27 protein-coding genes, 1 tRNA gene and 1 pseudogene are annotated in these 25,745 nt (G+C 59.9%); 21 read left to right on the top strand and 8 right to left on the bottom strand.

Translation table 11 applies throughout. The features are described from left to right. Positions 1-16 precede the first annotated feature (16 nt). Both ACZ9DP_RS24445 and ACZ9DP_RS24440 read right to left on the bottom strand, forming a co-directional pair. Positions 17-451: a CBS domain-containing protein gene (locus ACZ9DP_RS24445; protein WP_074068211.1), complete on the bottom strand. Its 435-nt coding sequence runs from the start codon at positions 449-451 to the stop codon at positions 17-19. Between the two features lie 102 nt (positions 452-553). Continuing rightward, on the bottom strand, positions 554-1,324 hold the full coding sequence (locus tag ACZ9DP_RS24440; protein ID WP_476203829.1) for a rhomboid family intramembrane serine protease: 771 nt from the start codon (positions 1,322-1,324) through the stop codon (positions 554-556). A 297-nt stretch (positions 1,325-1,621) separates the two neighbouring features. Between ACZ9DP_RS24440 and ACZ9DP_RS24435 the strand changes: the two genes are divergently transcribed. From ACZ9DP_RS24435 to ACZ9DP_RS24405, 7 genes are all read left to right on the top strand, one after another. After that, positions 1,622-2,239, top strand: a complete 618-nt coding sequence (locus ACZ9DP_RS24435; protein WP_476203828.1) for a PAS domain-containing protein — start codon at positions 1,622-1,624, stop codon at positions 2,237-2,239. A 123-nt stretch (positions 2,240-2,362) separates the two neighbouring features. Further along, positions 2,363-2,977 carry a PilZ domain-containing protein gene (locus ACZ9DP_RS24430; protein ID WP_074068217.1) on the top strand — a complete coding sequence of 205 codons (615 nt, stop codon included), beginning with the start codon at positions 2,363-2,365 and terminating at the stop codon, positions 2,975-2,977. A gap of 63 nt (positions 2,978-3,040) precedes the next feature. Then, positions 3,041-4,009 carry a prolyl aminopeptidase gene (gene pip, locus ACZ9DP_RS24425; protein WP_476203827.1) on the top strand — a complete coding sequence of 323 codons (969 nt, stop codon included), beginning with the start codon at positions 3,041-3,043 and terminating at the stop codon, positions 4,007-4,009. 381 nt (positions 4,010-4,390) lie between these two features. Further along, positions 4,391-4,990 (top strand): transglutaminase-like cysteine peptidase, encoded by a 600-nt coding sequence (locus ACZ9DP_RS24420; RefSeq protein WP_083635751.1) that lies wholly within the window; start codon positions 4,391-4,393, stop codon positions 4,988-4,990. A 244-nt stretch (positions 4,991-5,234) separates the two neighbouring features. Further along, the gene (locus ACZ9DP_RS24415; RefSeq protein WP_476203826.1) at positions 5,235-5,987 is read left to right on the top strand and encodes a hypothetical protein; all 753 of its coding nucleotides are present in this window, start codon (positions 5,235-5,237) and stop codon (positions 5,985-5,987) included. A gap of 116 nt (positions 5,988-6,103) precedes the next feature. After that, entirely contained in the window at positions 6,104-7,636 is a 1,533-nt protein-coding gene (locus ACZ9DP_RS24410; RefSeq protein WP_476203825.1) for a serine hydrolase, read from the top strand. Between the two features lie 110 nt (positions 7,637-7,746). Then, positions 7,747-8,019, top strand: coding sequence for a hypothetical protein (locus tag ACZ9DP_RS24405; protein ID WP_027513178.1), 273 nt, complete (start codon positions 7,747-7,749; stop codon positions 8,017-8,019). Position 8,020: 1 nt separating this feature from the next. Here the strand turns inward: ACZ9DP_RS24405 and ACZ9DP_RS24400 are convergent, their stop codons facing one another. Together ACZ9DP_RS24400 and ACZ9DP_RS24395 are read right to left on the bottom strand one after the other, a co-directional pair. Further along, positions 8,021-8,458: a DUF1489 family protein gene (locus tag ACZ9DP_RS24400; protein ID WP_074068223.1), complete on the bottom strand. Its 438-nt coding sequence runs from the start codon at positions 8,456-8,458 to the stop codon at positions 8,021-8,023. 62 nt (positions 8,459-8,520) lie between these two features. Then, positions 8,521-9,927, bottom strand: coding sequence for an L-serine ammonia-lyase (locus ACZ9DP_RS24395; protein WP_476203824.1), 1,407 nt, complete (start codon positions 9,925-9,927; stop codon positions 8,521-8,523). Between the two features lie 181 nt (positions 9,928-10,108). Here ACZ9DP_RS24395 and ACZ9DP_RS24390 point away from each other — a divergent pair, with 181 nt between their 5' ends. The 3 genes and pseudogenes from ACZ9DP_RS24390 to ACZ9DP_RS24380 all read left to right on the top strand — a co-directional run bounded on the left by ACZ9DP_RS24390 (position 10,109) and on the right by ACZ9DP_RS24380 (position 12,322). Beyond that, complete coding sequence (locus ACZ9DP_RS24390; protein WP_074070273.1) at positions 10,109-10,873, top strand: DUF599 domain-containing protein; 765 nt, start codon at positions 10,109-10,111, stop codon at positions 10,871-10,873. Then, the gene (locus tag ACZ9DP_RS24385) at positions 10,873-11,838 is read left to right on the top strand and encodes an acetyltransferase domain-containing protein (RefSeq protein ID WP_476203823.1); all 966 of its coding nucleotides are present in this window, start codon (positions 10,873-10,875) and stop codon (positions 11,836-11,838) included. Before ACZ9DP_RS24390 ends, ACZ9DP_RS24385 begins: the two co-directional genes overlap by 1 nt. Before the next feature lie 10 nt (positions 11,839-11,848). After that, a pseudogene (locus ACZ9DP_RS24380) lies at positions 11,849-12,322 on the top strand (methyltransferase family protein). Positions 12,323-12,325: 3 nt separating this feature from the next. On the opposite strand, the gene ACZ9DP_RS24375 reads toward ACZ9DP_RS24380, so the two are convergent. Continuing rightward, positions 12,326-12,718: a MerR family transcriptional regulator gene (locus ACZ9DP_RS24375; RefSeq protein ID WP_022715690.1), complete on the bottom strand. Its 393-nt coding sequence runs from the start codon at positions 12,716-12,718 to the stop codon at positions 12,326-12,328. Between the two features lie 66 nt (positions 12,719-12,784). Further along, the gene (mgtE, locus tag ACZ9DP_RS24370; protein ID WP_476203821.1) at positions 12,785-14,200 is read right to left on the bottom strand and encodes a magnesium transporter; all 1,416 of its coding nucleotides are present in this window, start codon (positions 14,198-14,200) and stop codon (positions 12,785-12,787) included. Between the two features lie 236 nt (positions 14,201-14,436). Between mgtE and ACZ9DP_RS24365 the strand changes: the two genes are divergently transcribed. Next, positions 14,437-14,931, top strand: a complete 495-nt coding sequence (locus ACZ9DP_RS24365) for a peptide deformylase (protein ID WP_239598705.1) — start codon at positions 14,437-14,439, stop codon at positions 14,929-14,931. 75 nt (positions 14,932-15,006) lie between these two features. Further along, the gene (locus tag ACZ9DP_RS24360) at positions 15,007-15,504 is read left to right on the top strand and encodes a BON domain-containing protein (protein WP_476203820.1); all 498 of its coding nucleotides are present in this window, start codon (positions 15,007-15,009) and stop codon (positions 15,502-15,504) included. 115 nt (positions 15,505-15,619) lie between these two features. Here the strand turns inward: ACZ9DP_RS24360 and ACZ9DP_RS24355 are convergent. Beyond that, a tRNA-Leu gene (locus tag ACZ9DP_RS24355) sits at positions 15,620-15,704 on the bottom strand. Between the two features lie 174 nt (positions 15,705-15,878). Between ACZ9DP_RS24355 and lipB the strand changes: the two genes are divergently transcribed. From lipB to sugE, 9 genes are all read left to right on the top strand, one after another. Then, entirely contained in the window at positions 15,879-16,592 is a 714-nt protein-coding gene (lipB, locus tag ACZ9DP_RS24350; protein WP_194729756.1) for a lipoyl(octanoyl) transferase LipB, read from the top strand. A 59-nt stretch (positions 16,593-16,651) separates the two neighbouring features. Then, positions 16,652-17,590, top strand: a complete 939-nt coding sequence (locus ACZ9DP_RS24345; RefSeq protein ID WP_476203819.1) for a DMT family transporter — start codon at positions 16,652-16,654, stop codon at positions 17,588-17,590. Between the two features lie 85 nt (positions 17,591-17,675). Next, positions 17,676-18,368, top strand: coding sequence for a hypothetical protein (locus tag ACZ9DP_RS24340; RefSeq protein WP_476203818.1), 693 nt, complete (start codon positions 17,676-17,678; stop codon positions 18,366-18,368). Positions 18,369-18,472: 104 nt separating this feature from the next. Further along, positions 18,473-20,482: an acetyl-CoA carboxylase biotin carboxylase subunit gene (locus ACZ9DP_RS24335; protein ID WP_476203817.1), complete on the top strand. Its 2,010-nt coding sequence runs from the start codon at positions 18,473-18,475 to the stop codon at positions 20,480-20,482. 114 nt (positions 20,483-20,596) lie between these two features. Then, positions 20,597-21,859 (top strand): zinc metalloprotease, encoded by a 1,263-nt coding sequence (locus ACZ9DP_RS24330; protein WP_194729760.1) that lies wholly within the window; start codon positions 20,597-20,599, stop codon positions 21,857-21,859. Between the two features lie 131 nt (positions 21,860-21,990). After that, positions 21,991-23,118: an S-(hydroxymethyl)glutathione dehydrogenase/class III alcohol dehydrogenase gene (locus ACZ9DP_RS24325; protein WP_476203816.1), complete on the top strand. Its 1,128-nt coding sequence runs from the start codon at positions 21,991-21,993 to the stop codon at positions 23,116-23,118. A gap of 310 nt (positions 23,119-23,428) precedes the next feature. Beyond that, positions 23,429-23,902: a YaiI/YqxD family protein gene (locus ACZ9DP_RS24320; RefSeq protein WP_194729762.1), complete on the top strand. Its 474-nt coding sequence runs from the start codon at positions 23,429-23,431 to the stop codon at positions 23,900-23,902. Continuing rightward, positions 23,899-24,732: an S-formylglutathione hydrolase gene (fghA, locus tag ACZ9DP_RS24315; protein ID WP_476203815.1), complete on the top strand. Its 834-nt coding sequence runs from the start codon at positions 23,899-23,901 to the stop codon at positions 24,730-24,732. The genes ACZ9DP_RS24320 and fghA overlap by 4 nt, the downstream gene beginning before the upstream one ends. Before the next feature lie 159 nt (positions 24,733-24,891). Next, positions 24,892-25,206 (top strand): quaternary ammonium compound efflux SMR transporter SugE, encoded by a 315-nt coding sequence (sugE, locus tag ACZ9DP_RS24310; protein ID WP_074068251.1) that lies wholly within the window; start codon positions 24,892-24,894, stop codon positions 25,204-25,206. Between the two features lie 36 nt (positions 25,207-25,242). On the opposite strand, the gene ACZ9DP_RS24305 is transcribed toward sugE, so the two are convergent. After that, positions 25,243-25,635, bottom strand: a complete 393-nt coding sequence (locus ACZ9DP_RS24305) for a DoxX family protein (protein ID WP_476203814.1) — start codon at positions 25,633-25,635, stop codon at positions 25,243-25,245. Positions 25,636-25,745 lie beyond the last annotated feature (110 nt).

Below are 25,745 nucleotides of genomic sequence, written 5' to 3'. Positions count from 1 at the left end.
TGGTGGGCCGAACGCCTCAGCCCGCGATATAGGCCTTGATTTCTTCTGTCTCGCGCTCGACTTCTGCGATGCGCGTCTTCACGACGTCGCCGATTGAGACGATGCCGACGAGCTTTCCATTTGTTTCAACCGGCAGATGGCGGAAGCGCCGGCTGGTCATCAGTTCCATCAATTCGTTGACGGTCGTGTCCTCATGGCAACGGAAGACCCTGGATGTCATCAGCGAGACAACCGGCTGATCGAGGCAGTCCTTGCCGAACTTTGCAACGGCATTGACAAGATCGCGTTCGGTGAAGATCCCGGCAATACGGCCTTCCACGCCGACAATGACAACGGCACCGATCTTGCGGCTGCTGAGCACTTTCGCCGCTTCGCCGGCGGTCGTGTTCGCGCCGGCCGTGACGACGTTGCGGCCCTTCAGGTCGAGGATGGCTTTTACGGTGTTGGACATTCGAAACCTCCCATGTCTAAAGTGAAACACTTAACTGAACAGAGGCACCTGCGAAGGGCTGTTCGTCCCAACGCGGATCAGCCGAATGGTGCACTCCAAAGCTCAAGATTGCAATATATCCGGCTCTTCCGAAACCTCAGGCTCCGCAGGAATATTCCGGTCGAAGAGCGAGAAAAGGAAGAATCCGAAAACGAAACCACCGATATGTGCGTCCCAGGCGATCGGCTGGTTCGGGTCGCCGATCAGTGGAATGCCGACGGCGATCAGCCCGTTGCCAATCAGCCAGAAGAGCGTGAATACCACCACCGTGCGGCTGCGAAAGGACTCGGCCACCGACAGGCGCGGATTGAGATGTGCCGGACGCGTCACCTTCCGCTCCGGCGGAAACGCAAAACGGCAGGCCGCCCCCATGAGCCCGGAAACGACACCGGAAGCGCCGATGAGCAAGGTCGGATCGCCCCAGTTCAATCCGGCGTGAAGCGCTGCCGAGGCGACCGATGAGAGAACCCAGAAGATGACATAGCGCAAGCTTCCGATGCGGCGCACGACCGGCGCGCCGAAAGCCATCAGCCACAGCCCATTGAAGAGGATATGCTCCACGCTGCCGTGCAGCAGAGAATAGGTCACCGGCGACCAGAGCCATTGCAGCCCCTGCTCCGAGAACGGGATCACATAGCGTACCGGAATGAAGCCGAAAGTGATGAAAAGCCAGTCGACTACGTTTGCGGAGAGGATGAACGACTGGACCGCATAGATCGCGCCGAGCAGACAGAGTGTCGCCAAAAGGATGCCGGGTAGATTGAAAACCGGCGTCCGGTTCTTTTCAATCGGGATTTCCTCAACCGTTTCCGGCTCCGTCCTGTGATCGTCCATATGCGTCCTCGCCGGATTGAGGTCTCAGCCTTACAGGAGCGAAGATCAAAAAAAAAGCCGCCCGGATAAACCGGACGGCTTGCCGAGCATGCCCCGAGAATGACCCCGCGCCCGATCAGTGAAGTGCTGAACTTCGTTTCCGAAGCGATACCCAACAGTTGCACGGCATGTCACCGGCGGCAATCGAAACCTTTCCTTAACCTTAACTGCCCGCAGTTGGCATGAAATCCGCTTGGTAAGCATCAGAAGAGCCGTTCGGGCTTGAACTTGAACCGAAATGAAACAGGTTGGTGTGCCGTGCGTCATCAGACGATCATCGATATTTACGATTACTGGAACCGCCTGCGCGGTGCCAGCGATGCACCGCTGAAATCGCAGATCGAACCGTCGAGCCTTGGCCACCTTCTGCCGAGCCTCTTCATCCTTGAGAAAAACGACGAACTGGGCGCCGTCACCTTCCGGCTTGCCGGCACCAGAATCTGCGATCTTTTCGGGCGGGATCTGCGTGACGAGAGCTTTGCCGAACTCTTCGGCGACGGCCATGCCGATGACATTGAGGCAACGCTTCTGGGTGCGATGCATCACGTCATCCCGACGCTGCTCAACGCGACCGGCTACAGCACGGCGGGGCATCAGGCCACCTTCGAGATCATCGTCATGCCGCTGCGCTGTGAAAACGGCTGCCGCGCGCGGCTGCTCGGCGCCATTGCGCCGTCCGCTGCGGCAAGCTGGCTGGAAATCGTGCCGCTCGATTTTCTGGCGCTCGACCGCAGCCGCCTGCTGCGCGATAAGACCGGGCAGAACGGCGGTGGGAGCAACTGGCCATACACGGCTGTCGCCGAGCCTCCGCATGGCTTTAGTGTGGTCCTCGGCCGCATGATGTCTTCATTGTTTTCCGGGGTGGCACCGCGCTGACCGTCTCATTCCGGCACAGCCTTATCCTATGCTGCAAGGTGTAATCGCGCCCTTCAGGACAACCTTCTGTTAAGGGATTGCGGGTAATGATTGTCGTATAACATTTTATGAAGAAGCGCTTTCATGCACTCATTCCAGCAAGCCCAGACGCAACGGACAACAGTGCCGCGCCCTGAGCAGGGTGTCTTCCAGCGCGTGCCCATCAATATGCAGGGCCGCCTCATGCTTGCGAACTACGAGGAATACGAATGCACAGTGATCGACATGTCACCCGGCGACATGTATGTCACCTGCGCCGGTCGGCCGCGCGCCAATGAGCGCGTCGTCGCCTATATCGATCATCTCGGCCGTGTCGAAGGCAACGTTCTGACCGTCGACGTGCGTGGCTTCACGATGTCGATCAACGCCACCGAGCGCAAGCGGGAGAAGCTTGCCGCACAGCTCACCTGGCTTGCCAACAAGCATGAGCTCGGCCTGCCGGAAGACCGGCGGCATGATCGTCTGACCCCGCGTGAGACGAAGACAGAGCTAACGCTTGAGGATGGCACGCGCTACACCTGCCGCATCATGGACTTGTCGTTGTCGGGTGCTGCAGTTGACGTGGAGGTGCGCCCCGCTCTCGGCACGCCAGTCCGCCTCGGCAACATGCGCGGCCGCGTCGTGCGCCATTTCAGCGAGGGCGTCGCGCTAGAGTTCCTCTCGCTCCAGTCCCGCGAGACGTTGCGCGAATTCCTCTAAGCGGCTGCTCATTTCAACGTCATGGATATGACCGATGAAGGCCGCCCGAACAGGCGACCTTTCATGTCTTCGCTTTATCCTGAAATCGAGCCCTATGACACAGGATTCCTGGAGACCGGAGACGGCAACCGGATCTACTGGGAATGCTGCGGCAATCCCGTCGGCCAGCCTGCGCTCGTTCTCCACGGCGGTCCCGGCTCGGGATGTTCTGCAACCGCACGACGCTATTTCGACCCTTCAGTCTATCGCATCGTGCTCTTCGACCAGCGAAATTGCGGCCGCAGCCTGCCGAGTGCCGCCGAGTTCGATACGGACCTTGCGGCCAACACCACGTGGCATTTGGTTGACGACATAGAGCGGCTTCGGCTTCACGTCGATGTCGAGGCCTGGGTCATATTCGCGAACTCCTGGGGCTCGACGCTGGCGCTCGCCTATGCCGAGAGCCATCCCGATCGCGTGCGAGCCATGGCGATCGCTGGAGTGACGACCACCCGCCGTACCGAAATAGATTGGCTCTGCCACAGCATGGCACGCTTCTTTCCCGAGGAATGGGGGCGGCTGCGCGAGGCGATACCGCCAAACCTTCGCCATCTCGATATGCTTTCGGCCTTTCACCGGTTGCTGAATGCGCCTGATCAGGAAGTCCGCATAAAGGCGGCGCTCGATTGGCACGACTGGGAGGCGGCACCGATACTTCTCGCCGATCCGGATGGTTTGCCCCGCCGCTGGCGCGATCCGGACTATGTGCTGGCCAGAGCGCGGATCGTCACGCACTTTTTCTTCAACGGCGCATGGCTTGATGACGGTGTCCTGCTTCGCAACGCGGGACGGCTTTCAGGAATACCCGGCATCTTGGTACAGGGCCGCTTCGACCTTGAAGCGCCGCTGACGACCGCCTGGGAACTGGCCGAAGCGTGGCCCGGCAGCCGCCTTGTCGTGGTTGAAAACGCCGCGCACTCGACGTCGAACACGGCAATCTCCTCCGCCATCATCGCCGCAACCGACGAATTTCGCGAAATTTCCCAAAAATAATTTTGAGGCATCGCTGCGAAAAACGAGCCGCAACCGCGGTTCTGGAGCAACCCTATTCAGAATTTCCGCGTCTTCTCCATGCCGCGCGCGCTATCTCCGCACCGGGCAGCGCGCTGCAATATTTAGCCGAATTGGTCGCTGCCGTTAACTTTTCTACGGAACGGCAGCACCTGCGGCGCCCTCAAGGCTTGTGTCGAAACATAAAAGTTTATTCGAATTTACATCGAAACTGCGACGAGTTTTACGCGTATTCGATTTTGTTTTTAATCAGGTTTTACGTGCTTTTGAATCAACTAAGCTGTTAATTTTACTGCGTAATTTTGCGCTGGATAAAAACGTCCGTGTCATTGTCATCCTCACAAAACGGGGACGACAAAGACAATGTTCAATGCACTCAAAGGCACCTTTCTGGCCGGTATCCTGATGATGGCAATGACGGGCTCGGGCCAAGCGACGCCTGCCAATATGACGCTTGCAGGCAACACAAGTCCGCCGATCGGCCACTATGAATTTTGCAAGGCAAACTCGAGCGAATGCGCCTATGACGGTGGCGACGCCGGCCCCGCGATCCTAACCCAGGAGCGTTGGAAGGCGATTCTCAAGATCAACTACGAGGTCAACTCGCAGATCCAGCCGATGACCGACAAGGAAATCTACGGCGTCGAGGAGCGCTGGGCCTACCCGCGCAGCGTCGGCGATTGCGAGGATTTCGTACTGCTGAAGCGCAAGATGCTGATAGACGCCGGCATCTCGCCATCCGATACGCTGATAACGGTTGTCATGCAGTCGAACGGCGAAGGCCATGCCGTGCTGACAGTCCGCACGGACCATGGCGACTTCATCCTCGACAACATGCGCAACAAGGTGATGCTTTGGGCGGATACCGAATACACCTTTCTGAAGCGCCAGTCCGCCGATGATCCGGCACGCTGGATGAAGCTGCAGGACGGCCGTGCCGTCGCGGTTGGTAGCGTTCGCTAAGTCAAATTGCCCCGCCGGAAATACCGGCGGGTCCACTCGGCCCGGTCAGTCCCCTACATCCCCGTCCCGACCGGCGCCCTGGAGCCGCTCCCGCTGTCCCGGGAGCGGCTCGCCCTTTTTGTGGGACGCTCGGCAATCAGGGTTAATCTTTCTTTAACCGCATCCGCCCGATGATACCGTGAGATTCATCCAGGTACCGGCGACTCCAGTCTCTTTCGCGGCGGTCAGACACTGAAGAACCGCCATGAGCCACCTCGCGCGCAGCACCGGCACACCCGAGGAGTCGCCCCTCTTCTCGAACGGCTTCATCCTTCGTCTGACCGCAGTTGTCGCAATGCTTGCAATGCTGATGCTGGGTATCAGCATCGGCGGCCGCTGGATCGGCCGGCACATTACGCTGGCGGGAAATACCGACAATACCGCCATCGTTACGACCACCATCGGCCGCGACACGCTCAATCTGCCCGAAAACGTGATCCGCTTCCCGAGCCAGAGGCATAGCGGTGCCGCCGAACGCGCCGACGTCTATCTCACCTGGCCGGAATTGCAGGGCTACACGAAGGAACACCGCGAGCGATTCGACGACGTCTCGCAGTCCGCCAATCTCATCTTTCTGCAGATCACCCAGAGCACGATGTCGCGCGACATGTCCGGTCGCGTCGAGCTCATCTATACGCATGTGATGGAAGGCGCCGCCGTGCCCTATGGCAACGGACTGACGCTTCACAATCTGAAAGCCGAGGCAGGCTATGGCGGTGAGGTTCTGCTGACTGCACCGCGCGCCAATGAGGCCACATATGCCGTTCGCTGCATCCTGCCCTCCGCGGCGGTTAGCCCAACAAGCGGGGACTGCCAGCGCGACATCAAGGTCGGCAAAGACCTTAGCGTCCTCTACCGCTTCTCAAGCCGCCATTTGCAGGACTGGGACCATATTGATGCCGCTATTCGCGGATTTGTGGAGGCCCGTCTTGTGACCCTTTCCGCAACACCCCGCTAAAATGCATCTGCACGGCGAAGCAAACGATTAATCATAAACGGATTGGTAACCCTGCTCGGTTAGATTCAAAAGACAATGGCCGAGACAACGAGGACGTGTGTAGGCCGATATTTGAAATGCAAGCGAAGAGTGAAATAGTGTCAAGGTCAATATCCTTCGTATCATCGCCACGATCCGGCAATTTCCTGGTGAAGATGTTAGCGGCGATCGCGATCGCAACAACGGCTTTCCTCGTTGAGTCGGCCACAGCCGAAGCAGAAGCCGCAAATTCGAAATATGCTGGCATCGTCGTCGATGCGAAGTCCGGAAACGTTCTCTACAGCGAGAATGCCGATCGCCTGCAGTATCCGGCGTCGCTGACGAAGATGATGACGCTCTATATGGTCTTCGAGGCGCTTGAGCAGGGTCGCATCCGTCTCGACACGCGTGTCCCCTTCTCGGCTTACGCTTCATCTCAGGCTCCGACCAAGCTCGGCGTCAAGGCCGGCAGTTCGATCAGCGTCGAACAGGGCATCCTTGGCCTTGTGACACTCTCCGCCAATGACGCGGCAACGGCCCTTGGCGAATTGCTTGCCGGCAGCGAAAGCCGGTTCGCGCAGACGATGACCGCCAAGGCGCATGCGCTCGGCATGACCCGTACTACCTATCGCAATGCCAACGGCCTGCCGAACACGGCACAGATGACCACGGCACGCGATCAGGCCCGCCTCGGTATCGCACTTCGCCAGCATTTTCCGCAGTATTACAGCTATTTCTCCACGCGCAGCTTCAAGTTCGGCAAACGCGTCATCCGCAGCCACAACCGCCTTGTCGGTTCGGTGCGCGGCGTCGATGGCATCAAGACCGGCTATACCCGGGCTGCCGGTTTCAATCTTGTGAGCTCAGTGCAGGCCGACGGCAAGTCGATCGTTGGTGTCGTCATGGGTGGCACCTCCACGCCTGCCCGCGATGGGCAGATGCGTAAGTTGATTGCGACCTATCTTCCGAAGGCTTCCACGCGCGGCGGTTCAAACCTGATTGCGCAGACGGCGCCCACGCCGGTTCCGTCACCTATTGCTTCTGCGGCTGAAATTCCTGTCGCGGCCGCCGATGTCGACCTGCCGCGCAAAGGCCCGACGCCGGATGCGCGCTATGAGGTAGCGTCCGCTGCCGTCGCCTATACTGACGCTCCTGCTGCGAAATCCGAAAACCCGCTCGTTGCCGAACAGAAGACCGAGATTCCGGCTCCGACCAAGGTGAAGACCAAGAGCTTCAAGCAAGCCTCCGTTGCTGTCCCCTCTCCGGCCCCTGCCTACATGCCGCCGGAAGAGCCCGCCGGCAATCCCGTCGATGCTCTCACGACCGCCTCGGTGGGTCCCGCCGCCGCTGCCGCGAAACCGGCTCCGGTTGCCGACCAGTCGCCTAGCGGCTGGGTCGTTCAGATCGGCGTGTCGTCGAGCCGCGAAATGGCGATGGATCTGCTGGAGAATGCAAAGAGCAAGGGCGGCAAGGCTTTGAGCTCCGCAAAGCCCTTCGCAGTCGCCTATGCAAACGGCGGCGATCAGGTCTATCGCGCCCGCTTCGGCGGCTTCGACGACCAGCGCGGAGCCGTAAATGCCTGCAAGGCGCTCAAGCGCGCAGGCGTCAAGTGCTGGGCGGCAGCCCAATGAGAGATACGGTGCCGCCAGCATTGCTGCCGGCGCCGTTCACGGCCGGAATCGGTGTTTGCGGCGCCGGCTACAGTTCATAACCTCGATTTGTAATGCGTACGGGGATGATTATGGCGACCAATGGAAATGTAACGGGTTTTCCGCCCCGCAGTTCAGGCAAGCCGGCGCGGTTCGGCCTTCACCCGCTGCACGAGGCAGCGCTCCGGCTTGCTGAGATCGGCCTGCACCGGCCGAGAGCAAAATCGGCGAAGACCAAGGATCTCATCAATCTGCTCCTCTGCCACGGCGCGCGCGCCTGGCGCTACTCGCAGCCGGAAGCCAGCATCCACTTGCACGTCACCTGCCCGGACGGCAAATCGCCGGTGATGCTGCGGCTGCGCTGAGTTACAGCAATCCAAGCTCCGACAGCTCGCGGCGCAAATCCGCGGGCATCTCGGCAACACCCTCTCCGAGCGTCGTGATATCCCGCGGCACGTCTTCTTCCGGATAATAGCGCCAGCCCTGGAAGGCGCGCTTCGGCTGCACGGCAGTTTCGATCACTTCCGGCCCAAGAACCAGGTGGCACCGGCCGATCCCTTCGCCGTCCGTGAAGGTCTGGATATCCAAGAGCTTCTGGCGCGCTTGCACCTGCCCCTTGATGACCCAATAGAGTGAGCCGCCGTCAAGCAGTTCGTCCACGCGTTTCGGAACCATGCGCGTTGTGTGAACGGAATGCGGCTCGAGGCCAGCCGCAATCGCCCGCAGCGAACGCTCCGCCACCCATTCGCGCAAATCGTCGATCGAGTCCGCGCCGACGCATAATTTGATCAGATGCAATGCCATGCCGTCGTTGAAATCCTTTTGACCGGCAGCGTCAAGCGACTAACGGTCGCAAGTCCACAGGCTCAGCATTCGACGACGTTGACAGCGAGACCCCCGGTCGAAGTTTCCTTGTATTTCTCGCTCATGTCGTAGCCCGTCTGGCGCATCGTCTCGATGCAGGCGTCGAGCGGCACGAAATGCTGGCCGTCGCCTTTGACGGCAAGCGAGGCGGCGGTAACGGCCTTGACGGCACCGAGCGCATTGCGTTCGATGCACGGCACCTGGACGAGACCGGCCACCGGGTCGCAGGTCATGCCGAGATGGTGCTCCAGCGCGATTTCCGCCGCATTCTCGATCTGGGCGGGCGTGCCGCCCATCACCGCCGCAAGTCCCGCAGCCGCCATCGCTGCCGCAGAACCGACCTCGCCCTGACAGCCCACTTCGGCGCCAGAAATCGAGGCGTTGTGCTTGATGATGCCGCCGACGGCAGCCGCAGTCAGGAGATAGTCGCGGATGCCGTTTTGGTCCCAATCCTCGTGGAAATGCTCGTAATAGCGGATCGTTGCGGGAATAACCCCCGCTGCACCGTTCGTGGGCGCGGTCACCACGCGGCCGCCGGCCGCATTCTCCTCGTTGACGGCCATGGCATAGACACTCAGCCAGTCGTTGGCGAGCAGCGGATTGATGCGGTTGCTCCTCCACTCCTCCTGCAGCTTGTCATGGATCTTCCTCGCACGGCGCCGGACGTTCAAACCGCCCGGCATGACGCCGTCGACCTTGAGGCCGCGCTCGATACAGGAGCGCATGGCTTCCCAGATACGGTCGAGACCTTCGTCGAGCTCCTCACGGCTGCGCTGGCTCTCCTCATTGGCGCGCTTCATCTGCGCGATGCTGAGGCCGGAGCGCTCCGCCATTTCCAGCATCTGCTTGGCGGTGGCGAAGGGATAGGGAACCTTGGTCGCACCCGCGACGGCTTTCTTCTTGGCGCGCATCTGCTCGAGCTCGGTATCGGTGACAACGAAACCGCCGCCGACGGAATAGTAGACGCGTTTCAGAAGCAGGCGTTCGTCCCTGTCATAGGCGCAGAAGGACATGCCGTTTGCGTGGCCCGGCAAGGGCTGCTTCTTGTCGAAGACCAGATCGTTCTTCGGCATGAAAAAATAGGCCGGGTGGCCGGGCGGCGTGATGCGGCCCGAGCGCTCCACCTGGTCGATGATGCCGTCCATCTTGTCTGGATCGACGCTGTCGGGCTTCTCGCCCATCAGGCCAAGAATGACCGCCCTGCCCGTCCCGTGGCCGATACCGGTATGCGCAAGCGAGCCGTGCAGGCTGACCTTGATCGAGGCAACCTGCGCGCCAGAGGACGGACGTGGCCATTCGCTCGAAAGGATCAGGTCGAGGAAGCGGTTGGCGGCCGACATCGGCCCCATCGTATGCGAGCTCGAGGGGCCGATACCGATCTTGAAAACGTCGAATACCGAAAGGAACATGCCAGCTTCCTGTGAAAATCTTCCGCCAGACTATCCAAAAGGCTATTCCGGCACTCGCGACGAACCGACATCGCGTTTAATTGGCGCGACACTAAAACGAAGGGCGCGTCTTGCCAATCATTGCAGCATGCAATTGCATCTGTAGAGTGGCGGCGTCGAATGCAGGATTGTAACATTGATGCTGACGGTTGCGGATTATATCGCACTGGCTTTCTTCGCCATTCTGTGGCTCGGCTATTCCTGGCTGCTGCGCGGCAGGACATTCTTCGGCCGCACGAGCCTCACCCACGCCATGACCGAACGGCGGCGCGAATGGATCTACAATTCGCTGCGCCGCGACCTCAAGATGATCGACACGCAGATCATGGCCGGGCTCCAGAACGGCACGGCCTTCTTTGCATCGACCTCAATGTTCGCGATCGGCAGCTGTTTTGCACTGCTCGGCGCGACGGACAAGGTAAATGCCATCTTCGCCGATCTGCCTTATGTATTCAGCAGCGGCACCGCGAGCTTCGAACTCAAGGTCGGCGGGCTGACGGCGCTCTTTGCATACGCCTTCTTCAAGTTTGGCTGGTCTTATAGGCTCTTCAACTACTGCAGCATCCTCTTCGGCTCGATCCCAATGGTGCGCGACAGCGAGACCGATATCATCGCCGCCGAGCGCGCCGCCGAACGGGTCATCCGCATGAATGTGATTGCCGGCGGACATTTCAATGAAGGCCTTCGCGCGATCTTCCTGTCGATCGGCTATCTCGGATGGTTCGTGAACGCTTACGTATTCATGGCGACGACGGCGATCATCGTCGTGGTGCTCACGCGCAGGCAGTTCTTCTCGGAGGCGCGGCTGGCGATCATGGATGCCAACCCGCCATCAATTCTCCACCTTTCTGCTATTCGCCGCGATATGCCGCCAGGTGGCGGAAGTGATTTGCCCGGGGGATTATGATGGCTATTTCGGCGAACGAAATCGGTGCGTCCTCCCGGCCGCCCCGCATCGGCCTGCTCGATACGGCGCGTGGCGCGGCCCTGATTGCCATGGCGACCTACCACTTCACCTGGGATATGGAGTTCATGGGCTATCTGGCGCGCGGCACAGCGGAGGCTGGGTGGCTGAAGATCTATGCCCGCGCGATCGCCTCGACATTCCTCTTCCTCGCCGGTGTCAGCTTGGTGCTTTCCGGCACACCAAGCATCAGGCGCCAAGCCTATCTCCGGCGGCTTGGCATGATCGTTTCAGCCGCGGCTCTTATCACGGCCGCGACGGCAATTGCGATGCCACAGGGCGCGATATTTTTCGGTATTCTGCACAGTATCGCAGCGGCAAGCGTCATTGGCCTGCTCTTCCTGCGCATGCCCGGGATTATAACGATCGCCGCCGGCATTACGGCCGTCATCGCCCCGCTCTATCTGCGCTCTTCATTCTTCGATACGCCATGGCTTTGGTGGGTGGGCCTATCCCAAACGGTTCCGCGATCGAACGATTATGTGCCGGTTCTACCCTGGATCGGGCCTTTTCTCATCGGAATGGGCGTTTCGAGAATAGCGCTGAAACAGGGCTGGGCGGAATGGCTGGCAAAGTTTGGCACCGGCACCACTCTGCTCGCAAAAGCTGGCCGCCACAGCCTTGCCATCTACCTGATCCACCAGCCGATCCTGATCTCGATCGCCTATGCGCTTTCGATCACCGTCCCGCCCGCAAAGCCGGATCCCGTGCAGACCTACTTGCAGCAATGCCAGTCCTCCTGCGTCGTCCAGGAAGGCGAAGCCCTTTGCCGCAGCTTCTGCCAGTGCACGCTCGAAAGATTGCAGGGTGAGAACCTGTTTACGCCACTCCAGTCTGGCGCAATCCAGGCGGATAAGGATGAAAGGGTACAGCGTATCGCATTGGAGTGCAGCACCGAAGCGCAATGAAGGTAGTTCGATGAATGCCTATCGTTCTAAGCCGCTGAAGTTTCCATGGCCGCCGGTTCTATACGGCCTCGCTTTTTTCTCCGCTTTCCTGCTCGGCGAAATCGCCGGGCTTCCGGTACCCCGGATGCATGCCGCCTTTGGCTGGATCATAGGCGCTGCGCTCACCGTCGCAGCCGTCTCGCTCGACATATGGGCGATCAAGACCCTGCTGGCGAGCGGGACAACGATCATGCCGCATCGCGCAACAGCCCATCTCGTCAGCCGCGGCCCCTTTCGCTACACGCGCAATCCGATCTATCTCGGCTACACGCTTGCAACGGTCGCCTTCGGCCCCATGACGGCAAACAGCTGGTTCTACGTCGCAGCGGTCTTCGCGGCGATCGTCATCACCTTTGTCGCGATCCGGCGCGAGTAAAGACACCTGCAGGCCCGCTTCGGCTGCGATTTCGAAAGCTATTGCAGAAGAACCAGACGCTGGATCTGACGCTCAGGTGCCAACGCCGATTTCGGCGAGCCGGCCGAGACAGGCCTCTTCGATATTGTCGAGCTCCGTCAGCGTGTCGTCGATATCCTTGCGCTTCTTGCGCAGGTCTTCCCGCTTTTCGTCAACACGTTTCATCAAAAGCTTGAGCTGGCCGAGTTCCCCCGGCGGGTCCTTATAGACCTGAATGATCTCGCGAATCTCCGCGATCGTGAAGCCGATGCGGCGGCCGCGCAGGATTTCCTGGATCAGGCGCCGGTCGGCCGGACGAAAGAGGCGCGTGCGCCCGCGGCGTTCCGGATGGATCAGGCCCTCGTCTTCGTAGAAGCGAAGCGTGCGCGTCGACACTCCGAATTCGCGCGTCAGCTCCGTTATGCTATAGTACTTGTTCACTGGCATTGGCTTCCCACTCTCGTAGCCCATAATATTGACTTTTACGTAATAGTCAATTTAGGCAAGTCCGGCTCATATACCGAACCACCAGGTGGCGATACCGAGGAAAGCGAAGAAGCCGGTGCAGTCGGTGACGGTGGTTACGAAAACGGACGACGCAATAGCCGGGTCCGCGCCGACCTTATCCAGAAGAAGCGGCAAAAGAATTCCCGCCAGCGCCGCAGCCACCAGATTGATGATCATGGCGGCGCCGATGACCATACCAAGCTGGTAGTCGTGGAACCACGCGCCGGCAATCGTGCCCATGATGCTGGCAAAGACGATGCCGTTCATGACCCCGACGCCCGCCTCCCTGCGGATGATGCGGCCGGCATTGTATATGTCGAGGTCGCGGGTCGCGAGCGCGCGCACGGTCACGGTCATCGTCTGCGTGCCGGCATTGCCTCCCATGGAGGCCACGATTGGCATCAGTACGGCAAGCGCGATCATCTTCTCGATCGAGGCGTCGAAGAGGCCGATGACACTGGCCGAAAGCATCGCCGTGCCGAGATTGATCATCAGCCAAAGGAAGCGCGAGCGGACGGTCGATATGACATTGTCGGACAGCTCTTCGTCACCGACGCCGCCGAGGCGTTTGATGTCCTCATCCGCTTCCTCGTGAATGACGTCGACTACATCGTCGATGGTAAGAACACCGACAAGACGCTCGTTCTCGTCCACGACGGCGGCTGAGAGAAGGTCGTATTGCTCGAAGAGCTGCGCCGCCTCTTCCTGGTCCATCTCGGCTGGAATCGGATGGGTCGTCTCGCGCATGATCGCTTCGATTTTTGTCTGCCGCTTGGTGCGGAGAATCTGGTCGAGATCGACGGCGCCGAGCAGCTTGAAGGTCGGGTCGATAACGAAGATCTGCGTGAAGGAATAAGGCAGGTCCTCCTCTTCGCGCATATAGTCGATCGTCTGACCGACAGTCCAGAAGGGCGGCACCGCCACGAATTCCGTCTGCATGCGGCGGCCGGCAGAGCTTTCCGGGTAATCCAGTGCCCTACGCAGGCGCACCCGCTCGGTGAACGGCAGCTGCGCCAGAATTTCTTCCCGGTCTTCCTTGTCCAGGTCCTCGAGGATGTAGACAGCGTCGTCCGAATCGAGGTCGCCGATTGCAGCGGCAATCTGCTCGTTCGGTATCTGATCGACAATTTCGCGACGGATCGTTTCATCGACCTCCGTCAGCGCCGTCATGTCGAAATCGTCGCCGAGGAGGCGGACAAGCGCTAGGCGCTGATCCGGCTGGATCGATTCCAGCAGGTCGCCTATTTCGGACTCGTGAAGACGCGCGACGTTCTGCCGGAGAAAAATCGTATCGCGGTCGGCGATGGCAGCGCCGACAAGCGCCAGAAAGTCGCTGCGGACATTGCCGTCCTCGTCGTAGATGTCGGCTCCTTCGTCGTCCGGACGTCTGCGGATGCGGTCGTCTTCTCCGGTTTCCGTCATCTGCCGTCCTCGCATTCCAAGATTAACGACTGTCGCGCCGCATTCGAGAATGGCGGCTGAAAAAGCATTGTCAACAAGCGGATAAACGAATTCCGCCTGCCCTCTCGGCCCGCCCGAATTCCAGCCCCTGCTAACCGAAATGCTCGGTGTCGTCTAGCGCCAAAGCGCATCGCGCAGATGACAATGCGCCGTCTTGCCGATAGTTTCCGCGCGCCAGCAAACAAGGACCGCCGCCGATGGCCATTCGCCCCATTCTTCGCTATCCGCATCCCGGCCTGAAGACAGTCTGCGAACCGGTGGCGGTCTTCGATTCGGCACTGCGTCGGCTTGCTGACGATCTGCTGGAGACGATGCGCGTCGCACCCGGCGTCGGCATCACGGCCGCCCATGTCGGCGTCTTCCTGCGGGTGGTCGTGATCGAGCTCAACAAGGCGGACGGGGTTCGGATCTTTATCAACCCCGATATCATTTCGGTTTCGGATGAACTCATGCGCCAGACCGAAGGAAGCGTGTCGATGCCGGGCGTGACCGACGAGGTGACGAGACCCCGCGCAGTCCGTTTCCGCTACCAGGACATCAACGGTGTCCAGCATGAAGAGCATGCCGATGGCTTCCTGGCGATTTGCATTCAGCACGAAGTCGACCAGCTTGACGGAATTTTCTGGCTTCAGCGCCTGTCGAAGCTGAAGCGCGACCGCCTGATCCGGAAATGGGAAAAAGCGACGCTGTGATTTCACGAAACTTTGGCGAACCATTCCGGACCACGAGCGTTCTTCGATCAAGGTAACGCCTGAGGGAGAATGACGATGCCAAAGAAGAACGACAAGACCACCTTTTCGCGCGAAGACGATTATCGCGATTACGAAGAACGCAATCTTGACGACGGCTGGCCCTACTCCGACGAAGCAGGTGCGCGATCGCCTGAACCGCAAAATCGAGCCTACGGCGAAACGCCCGCAAACTTCGACCGCGAGCCTAACAGCGGCTTTCGCGTTGACGGCACGGACGAAGACGGAAACGAAAACCGGCTCAAGGATTCGCTCAGGGCCGATACGATCCATCGCGACGAAAGCGATGACCTTGAAGCGAGCGTGACGGAGAACCTGGAAAACATCCCGGATCTGAACCTCGACAGCATCGATGTTCACGCCGACGGCCATACCGTAACGCTGGAAGGCGCGGTCGAGACCATCGGAATGGCCCGGAAGGTCGAACTCGGTGCCCTTTCAGTTGATGGCGTCCACCATATCCGCAACCGGCTGGAAACGATCGGTGTTGATTCGCATCTATCGGACGAGGATTGAAGTCCAAGGCCAATCGAACCGTCGGGCATGCCGCAAACGAAAAGGGACCGGAAACCGGCCCATTTTTCATGTCGCACGCGAGATGGGACGTTCTAAAAATTTCTCTGGAAGAGAATGGTGCGGTCGAGAAGACTCGAACTTCCACGGGTTGCCCCACAGCGACCTCAACGCTGCGCGTCTACCAATTCCGCCACGACCGCATCGTGGTAGGTGCCGATTTGCGTCGGCGGGGCAGCATGTAGCAAAAGCATTTGGGGTGCACAAGGGCGATATGGCAGATTTTTGCAAAACAAATCACAGCATTTGAATTGCCCGTCAAACGGGGCCATATAGGCGATCTGCCGCCTGTGATCGCCGTGCGGCGAGGGAAGTCTATGCTGCGCACCGATCTACAATTCTCGATGTTTCCGCTTGCAGGCTCAAAGCCGGTGCGTTGGCGCATCTCCGATGGTCTCATTCCTTATAGCGAAGCCGTCGAGACGATGGAGCGCGAGGTGGCCCTGATCGCCGAGGGCGGCGACGAGCTTGTCTGGCTTGTCGAGCATCCGCCCCTCTATACGGCAGGCACCAGCGCCAATGCGAAGGACCTTGTGCAGCCGGACCGTTTTCCGGTTTTTGCGACCGGCCGCGGCGGCGAATACACTTATCATGGCCCCGGCCAGCGCGTTGCCTATGTGATGCTTGATCTCAAACGCCGGCGGCAGGATGTCCGCGCCTTCGTCGTGGCGCTTGAAGAAGTGGTGATCCTTACGCTCGATTCGATGAATGTACGCGGCGAGCGGCGCGAGGACCGCGTCGGCGTCTGGGTGAGACGGCCGGAGAAACCGCATCTTCCGGACGGCAGCATGAGCGAGGACAAGATTGCTGCGCTCGGCATCCGGCTTCGCAGATGGGTGACGTTTCACGGCTTGTCGCTCAATGTCGATCCCGACCTCGACCATTTTACCGGCATCGTACCCTGCGGGATTTCTGCCTACGGCGTGACCAGCCTTGTCGATCTCGGCCTGCCGGTGATGATGGCGGATGTGGATATCCGCCTGCGCGAAGCCTTCGAATCGGTCTTCGGCAAAACGGTGGGCGAACGCTAGGCCATATTGATCGGCATGCATTCCTGTGGTTGATGGCTTCGTTTTCGAAAGCCTGCACCATGTCCCAAGAACAATCTCCGCATAATCCGCTTCAAGGCATGGTCATCATGGCCGGCGCCATGGTCGTCCTGCCCGCCATGGACGCGATCGCCAAATACATGGCGACCTTCGAGGCGATGTCACCGGGGCAGGTGACATTCTATCGCTTCTTCTTTCAGGTCGCCTGCACGCTTCCTATCCTGCTTGCCGTCTTCCGCTGGGAGGCGCTTTCGGCAAAGCGGCCATGGATGAACCTGCTGCGGGGCGCCTTGCATGGCGCGGCCAGCCTGCTCTTCTTCGTCGCGGTCAAATACATGCCGCTCGCGGATGTCTTCGCGATCTATTTCGTGGAACCATTCATGCTGACGGCTCTTTCGGCGCTCTTCCTCGGCGACAAGGTCGGTTGGCGGCGGTGGGCGGCGATCGTCGTCGGCTTCGCAGGTGCGATGATCGTCATCCAGCCGAGCTACGAAATCTTCGGCCTGAAGGCGCTGCTGCCAGTGCTTTGTGCCTTCCTTTTCTCGCTCTATCTCTTCCTTAACCGCGCAATCGGTGAAGCCGATTCGCCGTTAACGATGCAGACCTTGGCCGGAATCGGTGGAATGCTCTTCATGGGGGCAGCGCTCCTGGGCGGAAATGCGCTTTCAATGCCCGATTTCGAAATGTCGCTTCCCTCGTCGGTATTGGGCCTCGTCCTTTTGCTCGTCCTCGGCACCATCTCCGGCTATGCGCATATGCTGATCGTCAGGGCATTCCGCCTTGCGCCGCTGTCGCTGCTTGCCCCGTTCCAATATTTTGAGATCATTTCGGCGACCGTGCTCGGATACGCGCTGTTCAACGATTTTCCCAATTTTTCCAAATGGATCGGCATTTTCATCATCGTCGCGTCCGGCCTCTTCATCATCTGGCGCGAACGCGTTCAGCCAAGATCGCTAAAATCATCGGAAACACCTGCGTAGTCGATTAACTCTTGTCGTTGAGGGTTCTTCAATTCCGCTGGGCTAAAATCATTTCTGGCTTCATGAAGAAGTCTGGAGATGAAAGATGAGCGAATTCCGACTCGCTTTTCCGGCATGCGTGATCGCGGGAAAGCATCGGCTGGCCGCCGACGATATCAGCCTCTTGCGCAAGCACAGCTTTCCGCACGGCGTCCGGAGGGCCGACGACGTCGTTGTCATGCTTGCACTGAACAATTCCTGTCCTGAAAAATGCCCGGAATGGAGCGCCTTCTTCGTGGAGGAACTCGCCGGTTTCATTGTCAACTACAGCTATCCGCAGGGCTCGCTGGACGAGATCAATGTCGCCTGGATCATGCGCATGTTCGCGACCGACGGCGTCATCAATTCGGCGCTCGAACTGGAACTCATACTGCACATCATGGAGATTTCCTCCCATGTACCGGACGAGCTGCGTGCCTTTGCGCTCGATCAGCTGCGCCTTGCGATTACCGACGATGTCGGCGGCTACAAGCTGTCGCGTGCAGTGAACCGCAAAGGCATCGCCCGCCAGGACATCGATTTCGTGATGCGCGTGCTGCGGAACATCTGCGAGGGCGGTGTGATTCCAGTTTCGCATCTCACCTACAGCGTCTTGCGCCGGATCGAAGCGGAAACGCTGCCGTCCGCCAATCATCCCCGCTGGGCTGAAATCCTCCGGGCGCTCCAGCTTCGGGATTACGCCGAACCGCGCACTAGCCGCTGGCTGCGGATCGTGGACGACGAACAAGCCGTTGCGTGACTTGCGTTAGGACAGGTCCCTTCCCCACCGTCAGATTTCGCACGATTGTGCGTCCCGGCGTTTCTGCGTAGAACTTCTGGACGCATTTTTCGGTTGGAGTCTGCATGTTCAAGAAAATTCTGATCGCGAACCGCGGCGAGATCGCTTGCCGCGTGAACAAGACTGCGCGCCGCATGGGTATTGCAACGGTCGCGGTCTATTCGGACGCAGACCGCGATGCCCTTCACGTCGAGATGGCTGATGAGGCAGTGCATATAGGCCCGGCGGCGGCAGCCGAGAGCTATCTCGTCGCCGAAAAGATCATCGCCGTCTGCAAGGAGACCGGCGCGGAAGCTGTTCACCCCGGCTACGGCTTCCTTTCCGAACGGGCCTCCTTTTGCGAGGCCCTCGAAAGGGAGGGCATCGTCTTCATCGGGCCGAAACCGAAGGCCATCAGGGCGATGGGCGACAAGATCGAATCGAAGAAGTTCGCCAATGCCGCTAAGGTTTCAACGGTGCCGGGCTATCTCGGGGTCATCGAGGATGCAGCGCATGCCGAGATGATCGCCGGTGAGATCGGCTATCCCGTGATGATCAAGGCTTCGGCCGGCGGCGGCGGCAAGGGCATGCGTATCGCCTGGAACGAGGCGGAAGTCCGCGACGGTTTCGACCGTGCCCGCTCGGAGGCAAGGAGTTCTTTCGGCGACGATCGCGTCTTCATCGAGAAATACATTGTCGATCCACGCCATATCGAAATCCAGGTGCTGGCGGATGCGCACGGCAATACCGTCTATCTCGGCGAGCGCGAATGCTCGATCCAGCGGCGGAACCAGAAGGTCGTCGAAGAGGCACCCTCGCCTTTCCTCGACGAAAAGACCAGACAGGCGATGGGCAAGCAGTCCGTCGCACTGGCGAAGGCCGTCGATTATCAGAGCGCAGGAACGGTAGAATTCATCGTCGACCGCGACCGCAATTTCTATTTCCTCGAAATGAACACGCGGCTGCAGGTCGAGCATCCGGTGACGGAGCTGGTGACCGGGATCGACCTCGTGGAGCAGATGATCCGGGTTGCCGCGGGCGAAACACTTCCCATCAGCCAGAAGGACATAAAGCTGAATGGCTGGGCGATCGAAAGCCGCCTCTACGCCGAAGATCCCTATCGCAACTTCCTGCCGTCGATCGGCCGCCTGACGCGTTACCGCCCGCCCGCGGAAGGCTGGCACGGCAGCACGATCGTCCGCAACGATACCGGTGTCTTCGAGGGCGCCGAAATCTCGATGTATTACGATCCGATGATCGCCAAGCTTTGCGCCTGGGCGCCGGACCGTTCGGCAGCGATCGAGGCCATGGGCCAGGCACTCGACGGCTTCGTGGTTGACGGCATCGCGCATAATCTGCCGTTCCTCTCGGCATTGATGAAGCATCCGCGCTGGCGCGAGGGCAGACTTTCGACTGGTTTCATTGCCGAGGAATATCCGGACGGCTTTGCGCCGATGGCCCCGGATCAGCGGGAGGAGGCTCTGCTTGCGGCCGTAGCGCTGTCCACAGCGCTGATCGAAGCCAATCGCCGCGAACGCCATATCGACCGATTGCGCGCTTCGGACGGTAATCTTCGCAAGCAATGGGTCGTGAAGATCGGCACGGACTATGTGCCGGTGAGGCTTGCCGATGGACTGGTGACCATCCCGTTCGACATGGAGATGGAAGCAGCGGGAGAAAAGTTCCATGTTGTCACCGATTGGCGACCCGGTGCGCCAGTCTGGAACGGGGCAATCGGCGGACGGGCGGTGACGGCCCAGATCCGGCCGGTTCTGAACGGCATGCGCATCGATTGGCAGGGCCTTGCGGTCCGCGCCACGGTTTTCACGCCGCGCCACGCCGAACTCGATTGCCTGATGCCGGTCAAGCTCCCGCCGGATACCTCGAAGCTGCTGCTTTGCCCGATGCCGGGGCTGGTGATTTCGATCGCCGTCGCGGAAGGCCAGGAGGTAAAGGCCGGCGAGACGCTTGCCGTCGTGGAAGCTATGAAGATGGAAAACGTGCTGCGCGCCGAACGCGATCTGGTCGTCGGCAAGATCAATGCGAAGCCTGGCGAGAGCCTCGCCGTCGATGCCGTGATCCTGGAATTCGCCTGATCCGGATTGGCACAGGTCCGTCTGCGCCGCCGCTGACGCGACTTCGCATTTGTTAAGGTCTTGCAGCCTAGTATGCGGCGTTTTCGTCCTGTGGCTGGGGCCTCGGAGACACGAATGACGGCGCTGCAATCTGCCGCCCTGCTGCTTTTCATCAATCTTGGCCTGCTCTGGCTGCTCATGCGCATCCCACTCGGCGTGCGCACCATTCGCCTGACGCGGACATTCCAGAGACCGCCGGAGGAGCTGTGGAGAGCGATCGATCCCGCCGGCACCGACGCCGACTGGCACCATTCCGTCATCAGCAGCAAGCCGCTCAAAAACCGCGCAGGCATCGTCGAGCAGATCTACAGCCATTTGGACCGCGACGGCGCACCTCTGCGCCGCTTGCTGGCTTTGGAGCCGTTGCCGGCCGCCGGCGGACGCGGCTTTCGTTCGCGCGTCGCTGACGACAGCACGCTTGATTTGGCCTTCTGGCGGGATTTCAGCGAAAGCAGGATCGTCCGCCGCCTGCCCGACGGCGCCGAGATCGAAATTACGCAGACGGATCGTTACCGCGGCCTTGCCTTCCTTCTTTTCCGATATGTCATGCTGCGCCGCGAGCTGCGTGCGCTCGAAGGTTGGCTTGAAACCGGTGCATCGGTTCCGCAGGGATATTTCGAACATCCCACGTTTCAATGCGGCCTGGCTATACTTTCGACGTTTTTGCTTTGGCCGTTCTTCGGACTGACGACATCCGGGCTGATGATCTCGACATTTCTTACCCTCGTCATCGCTCTGCACGAGCTCGGGCATCTCGCCGCCTACCGGACTTTCGGACATGAATCCGTGCGCATGATCTTCGTGCCGCTCCTCGGCGGCATCGCGATTGGCGGCAGACCCTACAAGAGCCATTTCGAGGTTGCCACCTGTGCGCTGATGGGGCCCGGCATCTCGGCCTTCTTCGTGCCTATCCTGATTGCCGGGGATAACATTGCGGCACATGGCCTGCTGTCGGAGCAATTCCGCGGGCCGCTATTGATCTTCCTGCTCATCCTCGGCGCTTTCAACCTGCTCAATCTTCTGCCCATGCAAAGGTTCGACGGTGGTCAGGTCTTGCGGCAGATCTTCAGGACACCCCGCTCGCTGATCGGAGCGAGCTTTGCCATTACGGCCTGCATTCTCGTCATCGGCTGGGAGGTCGGCGTTTCCAGCGGCATCCTGGCTGCGGCGCTCGCCGTCTTCATCCTGCTCAGCATGATTGGCGCGGGATCCCTCAAGCCTCGCCACAAGCTCGAGGAGATGAAGGCCTGCGAGCGCCTGCTGGTCACCTTCGGTCTTTATGCTGCGATCCTCATTCACGGCTATGCCGTTATTTTTTCGGCAGAAAAGCTCTTTTGACGCTCTGAGCAAACTGGTTGTCGCATGTAGCTGATTTTGCGTTAATGTCGTTCGCCGCCTTTCCTTTTCGCTTGAGCCGCCGTCGCCCGGCGTGCCAAGGTTACGCCGGAAAATCACGAGGAGATCAGACGATGGATGTTCGCGCCGCCGTTGCCGTTCAGGCTGGAAAACCGCTGGAAGTCATGACCGTGCAGCTGGAGGGCCCGCGGGCCGGCGAGGTTCTGGTCGAGGTCAAGGCGACCGGCATCTGCCACACGGACGATTTCACGCTGTCTGGCGCCGATCCCGAGGGCCTGTTTCCGGCAATCCTCGGCCATGAGGGTGCCGGCATCGTCGTCGATGTCGGACCGGGCGTCACTTCGGTCAAGAAGGGCGACCACGTCATTCCGCTCTATACGCCGGAATGCCGTGAATGCCCGTCCTGCCTGTCGCGCAAGACCAATCTCTGCACGGCGATCCGCGCCACCCAGGGCCAGGGCCTGATGCCGGACGGCACGTCGCGCTTTTCGATCGGCAAGGACAAGATCCATCACTACATGGGCTGCTCGACCTTTGCCAATTACACGGTGCTGCCCGAGATCGCCGTTGCCAAGGTCAATGCGGACGCCCCCTTCGACAAGATCTGCTACATCGGCTGCGGCGTCACCACCGGCATCGGCGCCGTCATCAACACCGCCAAGGTGGAGATCGGCGCAACGGCGATCGTCTTCGGCCTCGGCGGCATCGGCCTCAACGTTCTCCAGGGCCTGAAGCTTGCCGGCGCCGACATGATCATCGGTGTCGACATCAACAATGACCGCAAGGTGTGGGGCGAAAAGTTTGGCATGACGCATTTCGTCAATCCGAAGGAGGTCGGCGACGACATCGTGCCCTATCTCGTCAACATGACGAAGCGCGGCGCCGACCAGATCGGCGGTGCCGACTACACCTTCGACTGCACCGGCAACACCAAGGTGATGCGCCAGGCGCTGGAAGCCAGCCATCGCGGCTGGGGCAAGTCGGTCGTCATCGGGGTGGCCGGTGCCGGCCAGGAAATCTCCACCCGCCCGTTCCAGCTGGTCACCGGCCGCAGCTGGATGGGCACCGCCTTTGGTGGCGCGCGTGGCCGCACCGACGTGCCGAAGATCGTCGACTGGTACATGGAAGGCAAAATCCAGATCGATCCGATGATCACCCATACGATGCCGCTCGAAGACATCAACAAGGGCTTCGAACTCATGCATTCCGGTCAAAGTATCCGCGGCGTGGTGCTGTATTGACCTCGTGTCGGTAATTTAAAATCGATCTGGCATTGCAGCCGGCCGATTGATAGATACGGCTGCATTCCAGCGCTTGAGCCGCTCAGATGCGTTCATTCTCGAATTGGAAAGGCGATATCAAATCTTTGCTGAAACCCGCTTCTCAGCGTACAGCGCTTTCCGAAATATCCAAGCATCAGGATGTTCCAGTATCGGGACGACATCATCATCTACGATCCGTTGCCGGACGGCGCAGGCCTGGAACTGATCCGCATTCTCAATGCGGCACGAGACTACCATCGCTATTTCGACGATTAGAAACGAACGACACATGCCGCAAATATATGTCGATGCAGACGCCTGCCCCGTGAAGCCGGAAATCCTGAAGGTTGCCGAACGCCACGGCATCGAGGTGACCTTCGTCGCCAATTCCGGCCTGCGGCCCTCACGTGATCCTATGGTCCGGAACGTCATCGTCTCCAATGCCTTCGATGCCGCCGACAACTGGATTGCGGAACACGCAACCAACAGCGACGTTGTGGTGACTGCGGACGTGCCGCTCGCCGTGCGGTGCGTCGCGGGTGGTTCACTGGTTTGCGGCCCCACCGGGCGCGTTTTCGACGACACAAATATCGGCATGGCGAGCGCCATGCGCGATCTCGGCGCGCACCTGCGGGAAACCGGCGAAAGCAAGGGCTACAATGCCGCCTTCAGCCCGAAGGACCGTTCGCGGTTCCTCGAAACCTTCGACCGGCTTTGCCGTCGCGCCAAGGCGGCAGCCCCAGGAACGGGAGATCAAAAATGAACATCATTTCCCAGGCGACCGCCTTCGGAGGCATGCAGGGCGTGTATTCGCACGAATCCGAAGCCTGCAAATGCGAGATGACCTTCGCAGTCTTTGCGCCGCCGAAGGCCATCAAGGAGCCCTGCCCGGTTCTCTGGTATCTTTCCGGGCTGACCTGCACGCACGCCAACGTCATGGAAAAAGGCGAGTACCGGCGCATGGCGGCCGAGCTCGGCCTGATCATCGTCTGCCCGGACACAAGCCCACGCGGCAATGATATTCCCGACGAGCTCACCAACTGGCAGATGGGCAAAGGCGCGGGCTTCTACCTTGATGCCACCGAAGAGCCCTGGGCAGAAAACTATCGGATGTACACCTACATCACCGAGGAGCTGCCGGCCCTCGTCGCCAAGCAATTTCGCATAGACATGAGCCGCCAGGGCATCTTCGGCCATTCAATGGGCGGTCATGGGGCACTGACGATCGCATTGAGGAACCCGGACCGCTTCAGGAGCTGCTCGGCCTTCGCGCCGATCGTCGAGCCGTCGACCGCCGATTGGTCGGCGCCGGCATTCGAAAAGTATCTAGGTTCCGATCGTGCGGCCTGGCGCAAGTACGACGCATGCGCCTTGGTAAGCGACGGCGCACACTTCCCGGAATTTCTGATCGATCAGGGTAAGGCTGACGGCTTCCTCGACAACGGCCTTAGGCCGTGGCTTTTCGAAGAGGCGATCAAGGACACGGATATCAAGCTCACGCTGCGGCTGCATGAGCGCTACGACCACTCTTACTATTTCATCTCCACCTTCATGGATAATCACCTGAGGTGGCACGCCGAGCGGCTTGGATAAGGAACGCAAGAAACGGTGGCATGGCAGCTATGCCAATTTCTACCTTGCAACGACAGTCAAACCGCGCATATGAGCACCAACGCAGACGACTGCGGCGCCCACTCCCCTGCGGGCGCAAACGTCGCGGGGACGGCCTCGCTCTTTAAAAAGGAGAGTGAGATGGCTTGGTTTCTGCTGTTTCTTGCAGGTCTTTTTGAATGTGGCTGGGCAATCGGTTTGAAATACACCGATGGCTTCACGCGGCCCATGCCGACGGTCCTGACCGTCATTTCCATGGTGATCAGCATCGTGCTGCTCGGTCTGGCGGTCAAAACGCTGCCGATCGGCACAGCCTATGCGGTCTGGACCGGAATTGGCACCGTCGGAACGGTGCTGCTCGGCATCTGGCTGCTCGGCGACCCCGTCACCGCGGCCCGCCTCGGCTGCATCGCACTCATCATCGCCGGCATTGTCGGACTTAAGCTCACTGTATGACGATGAATGCCGCGGGACGAACCCGCGGCATTCTTCTCAGGCGTGGCGCTTGTCGACCGAAAAGGCGCCTGCACCGGCGAAAACCAGGAACAGGAAGACGAAGCAGTAGAGGATCGCCGATTCGCCCTGATTGACGGCCGGGTAGAAACCCATCGGCACATGCGCCATGAAATAGGCAACAGCCATCTGGCCGCTCAGGATGAAAGCGATCGGACGTGTCAGGAAACCGACGAGAATTGCCAGTCCGCCGACGAATTCCAGAAGCGCCGCCACGAGCATGAGCGGCGGAAGCGGGCCGCCCTCTCCTTGCGGGATCGGGAATTCAAACAACTTCATCGTGCCGTGCTCGATGAACAGAAGCGCAGTGATGATCCTAAGAGCGGCCAGCGCGTAGGGTTGATAGGCGCTCAGACGTTCGAAACCGGACATTTGGGCTCTCCCTTGAGATAAGACAGTCGAGCGTTAATTTCCTAAACGACAGGAATGAATACACGGATCGGTGACGTGCGTTCACTTCCTGTTGATTTCGCTTGATTTTC

The organism is Rhizobium sp. USDA 4016, assembly GCF_056279705.1.
This window is presented reverse-complemented; position numbering and strand designations above follow the sequence as displayed.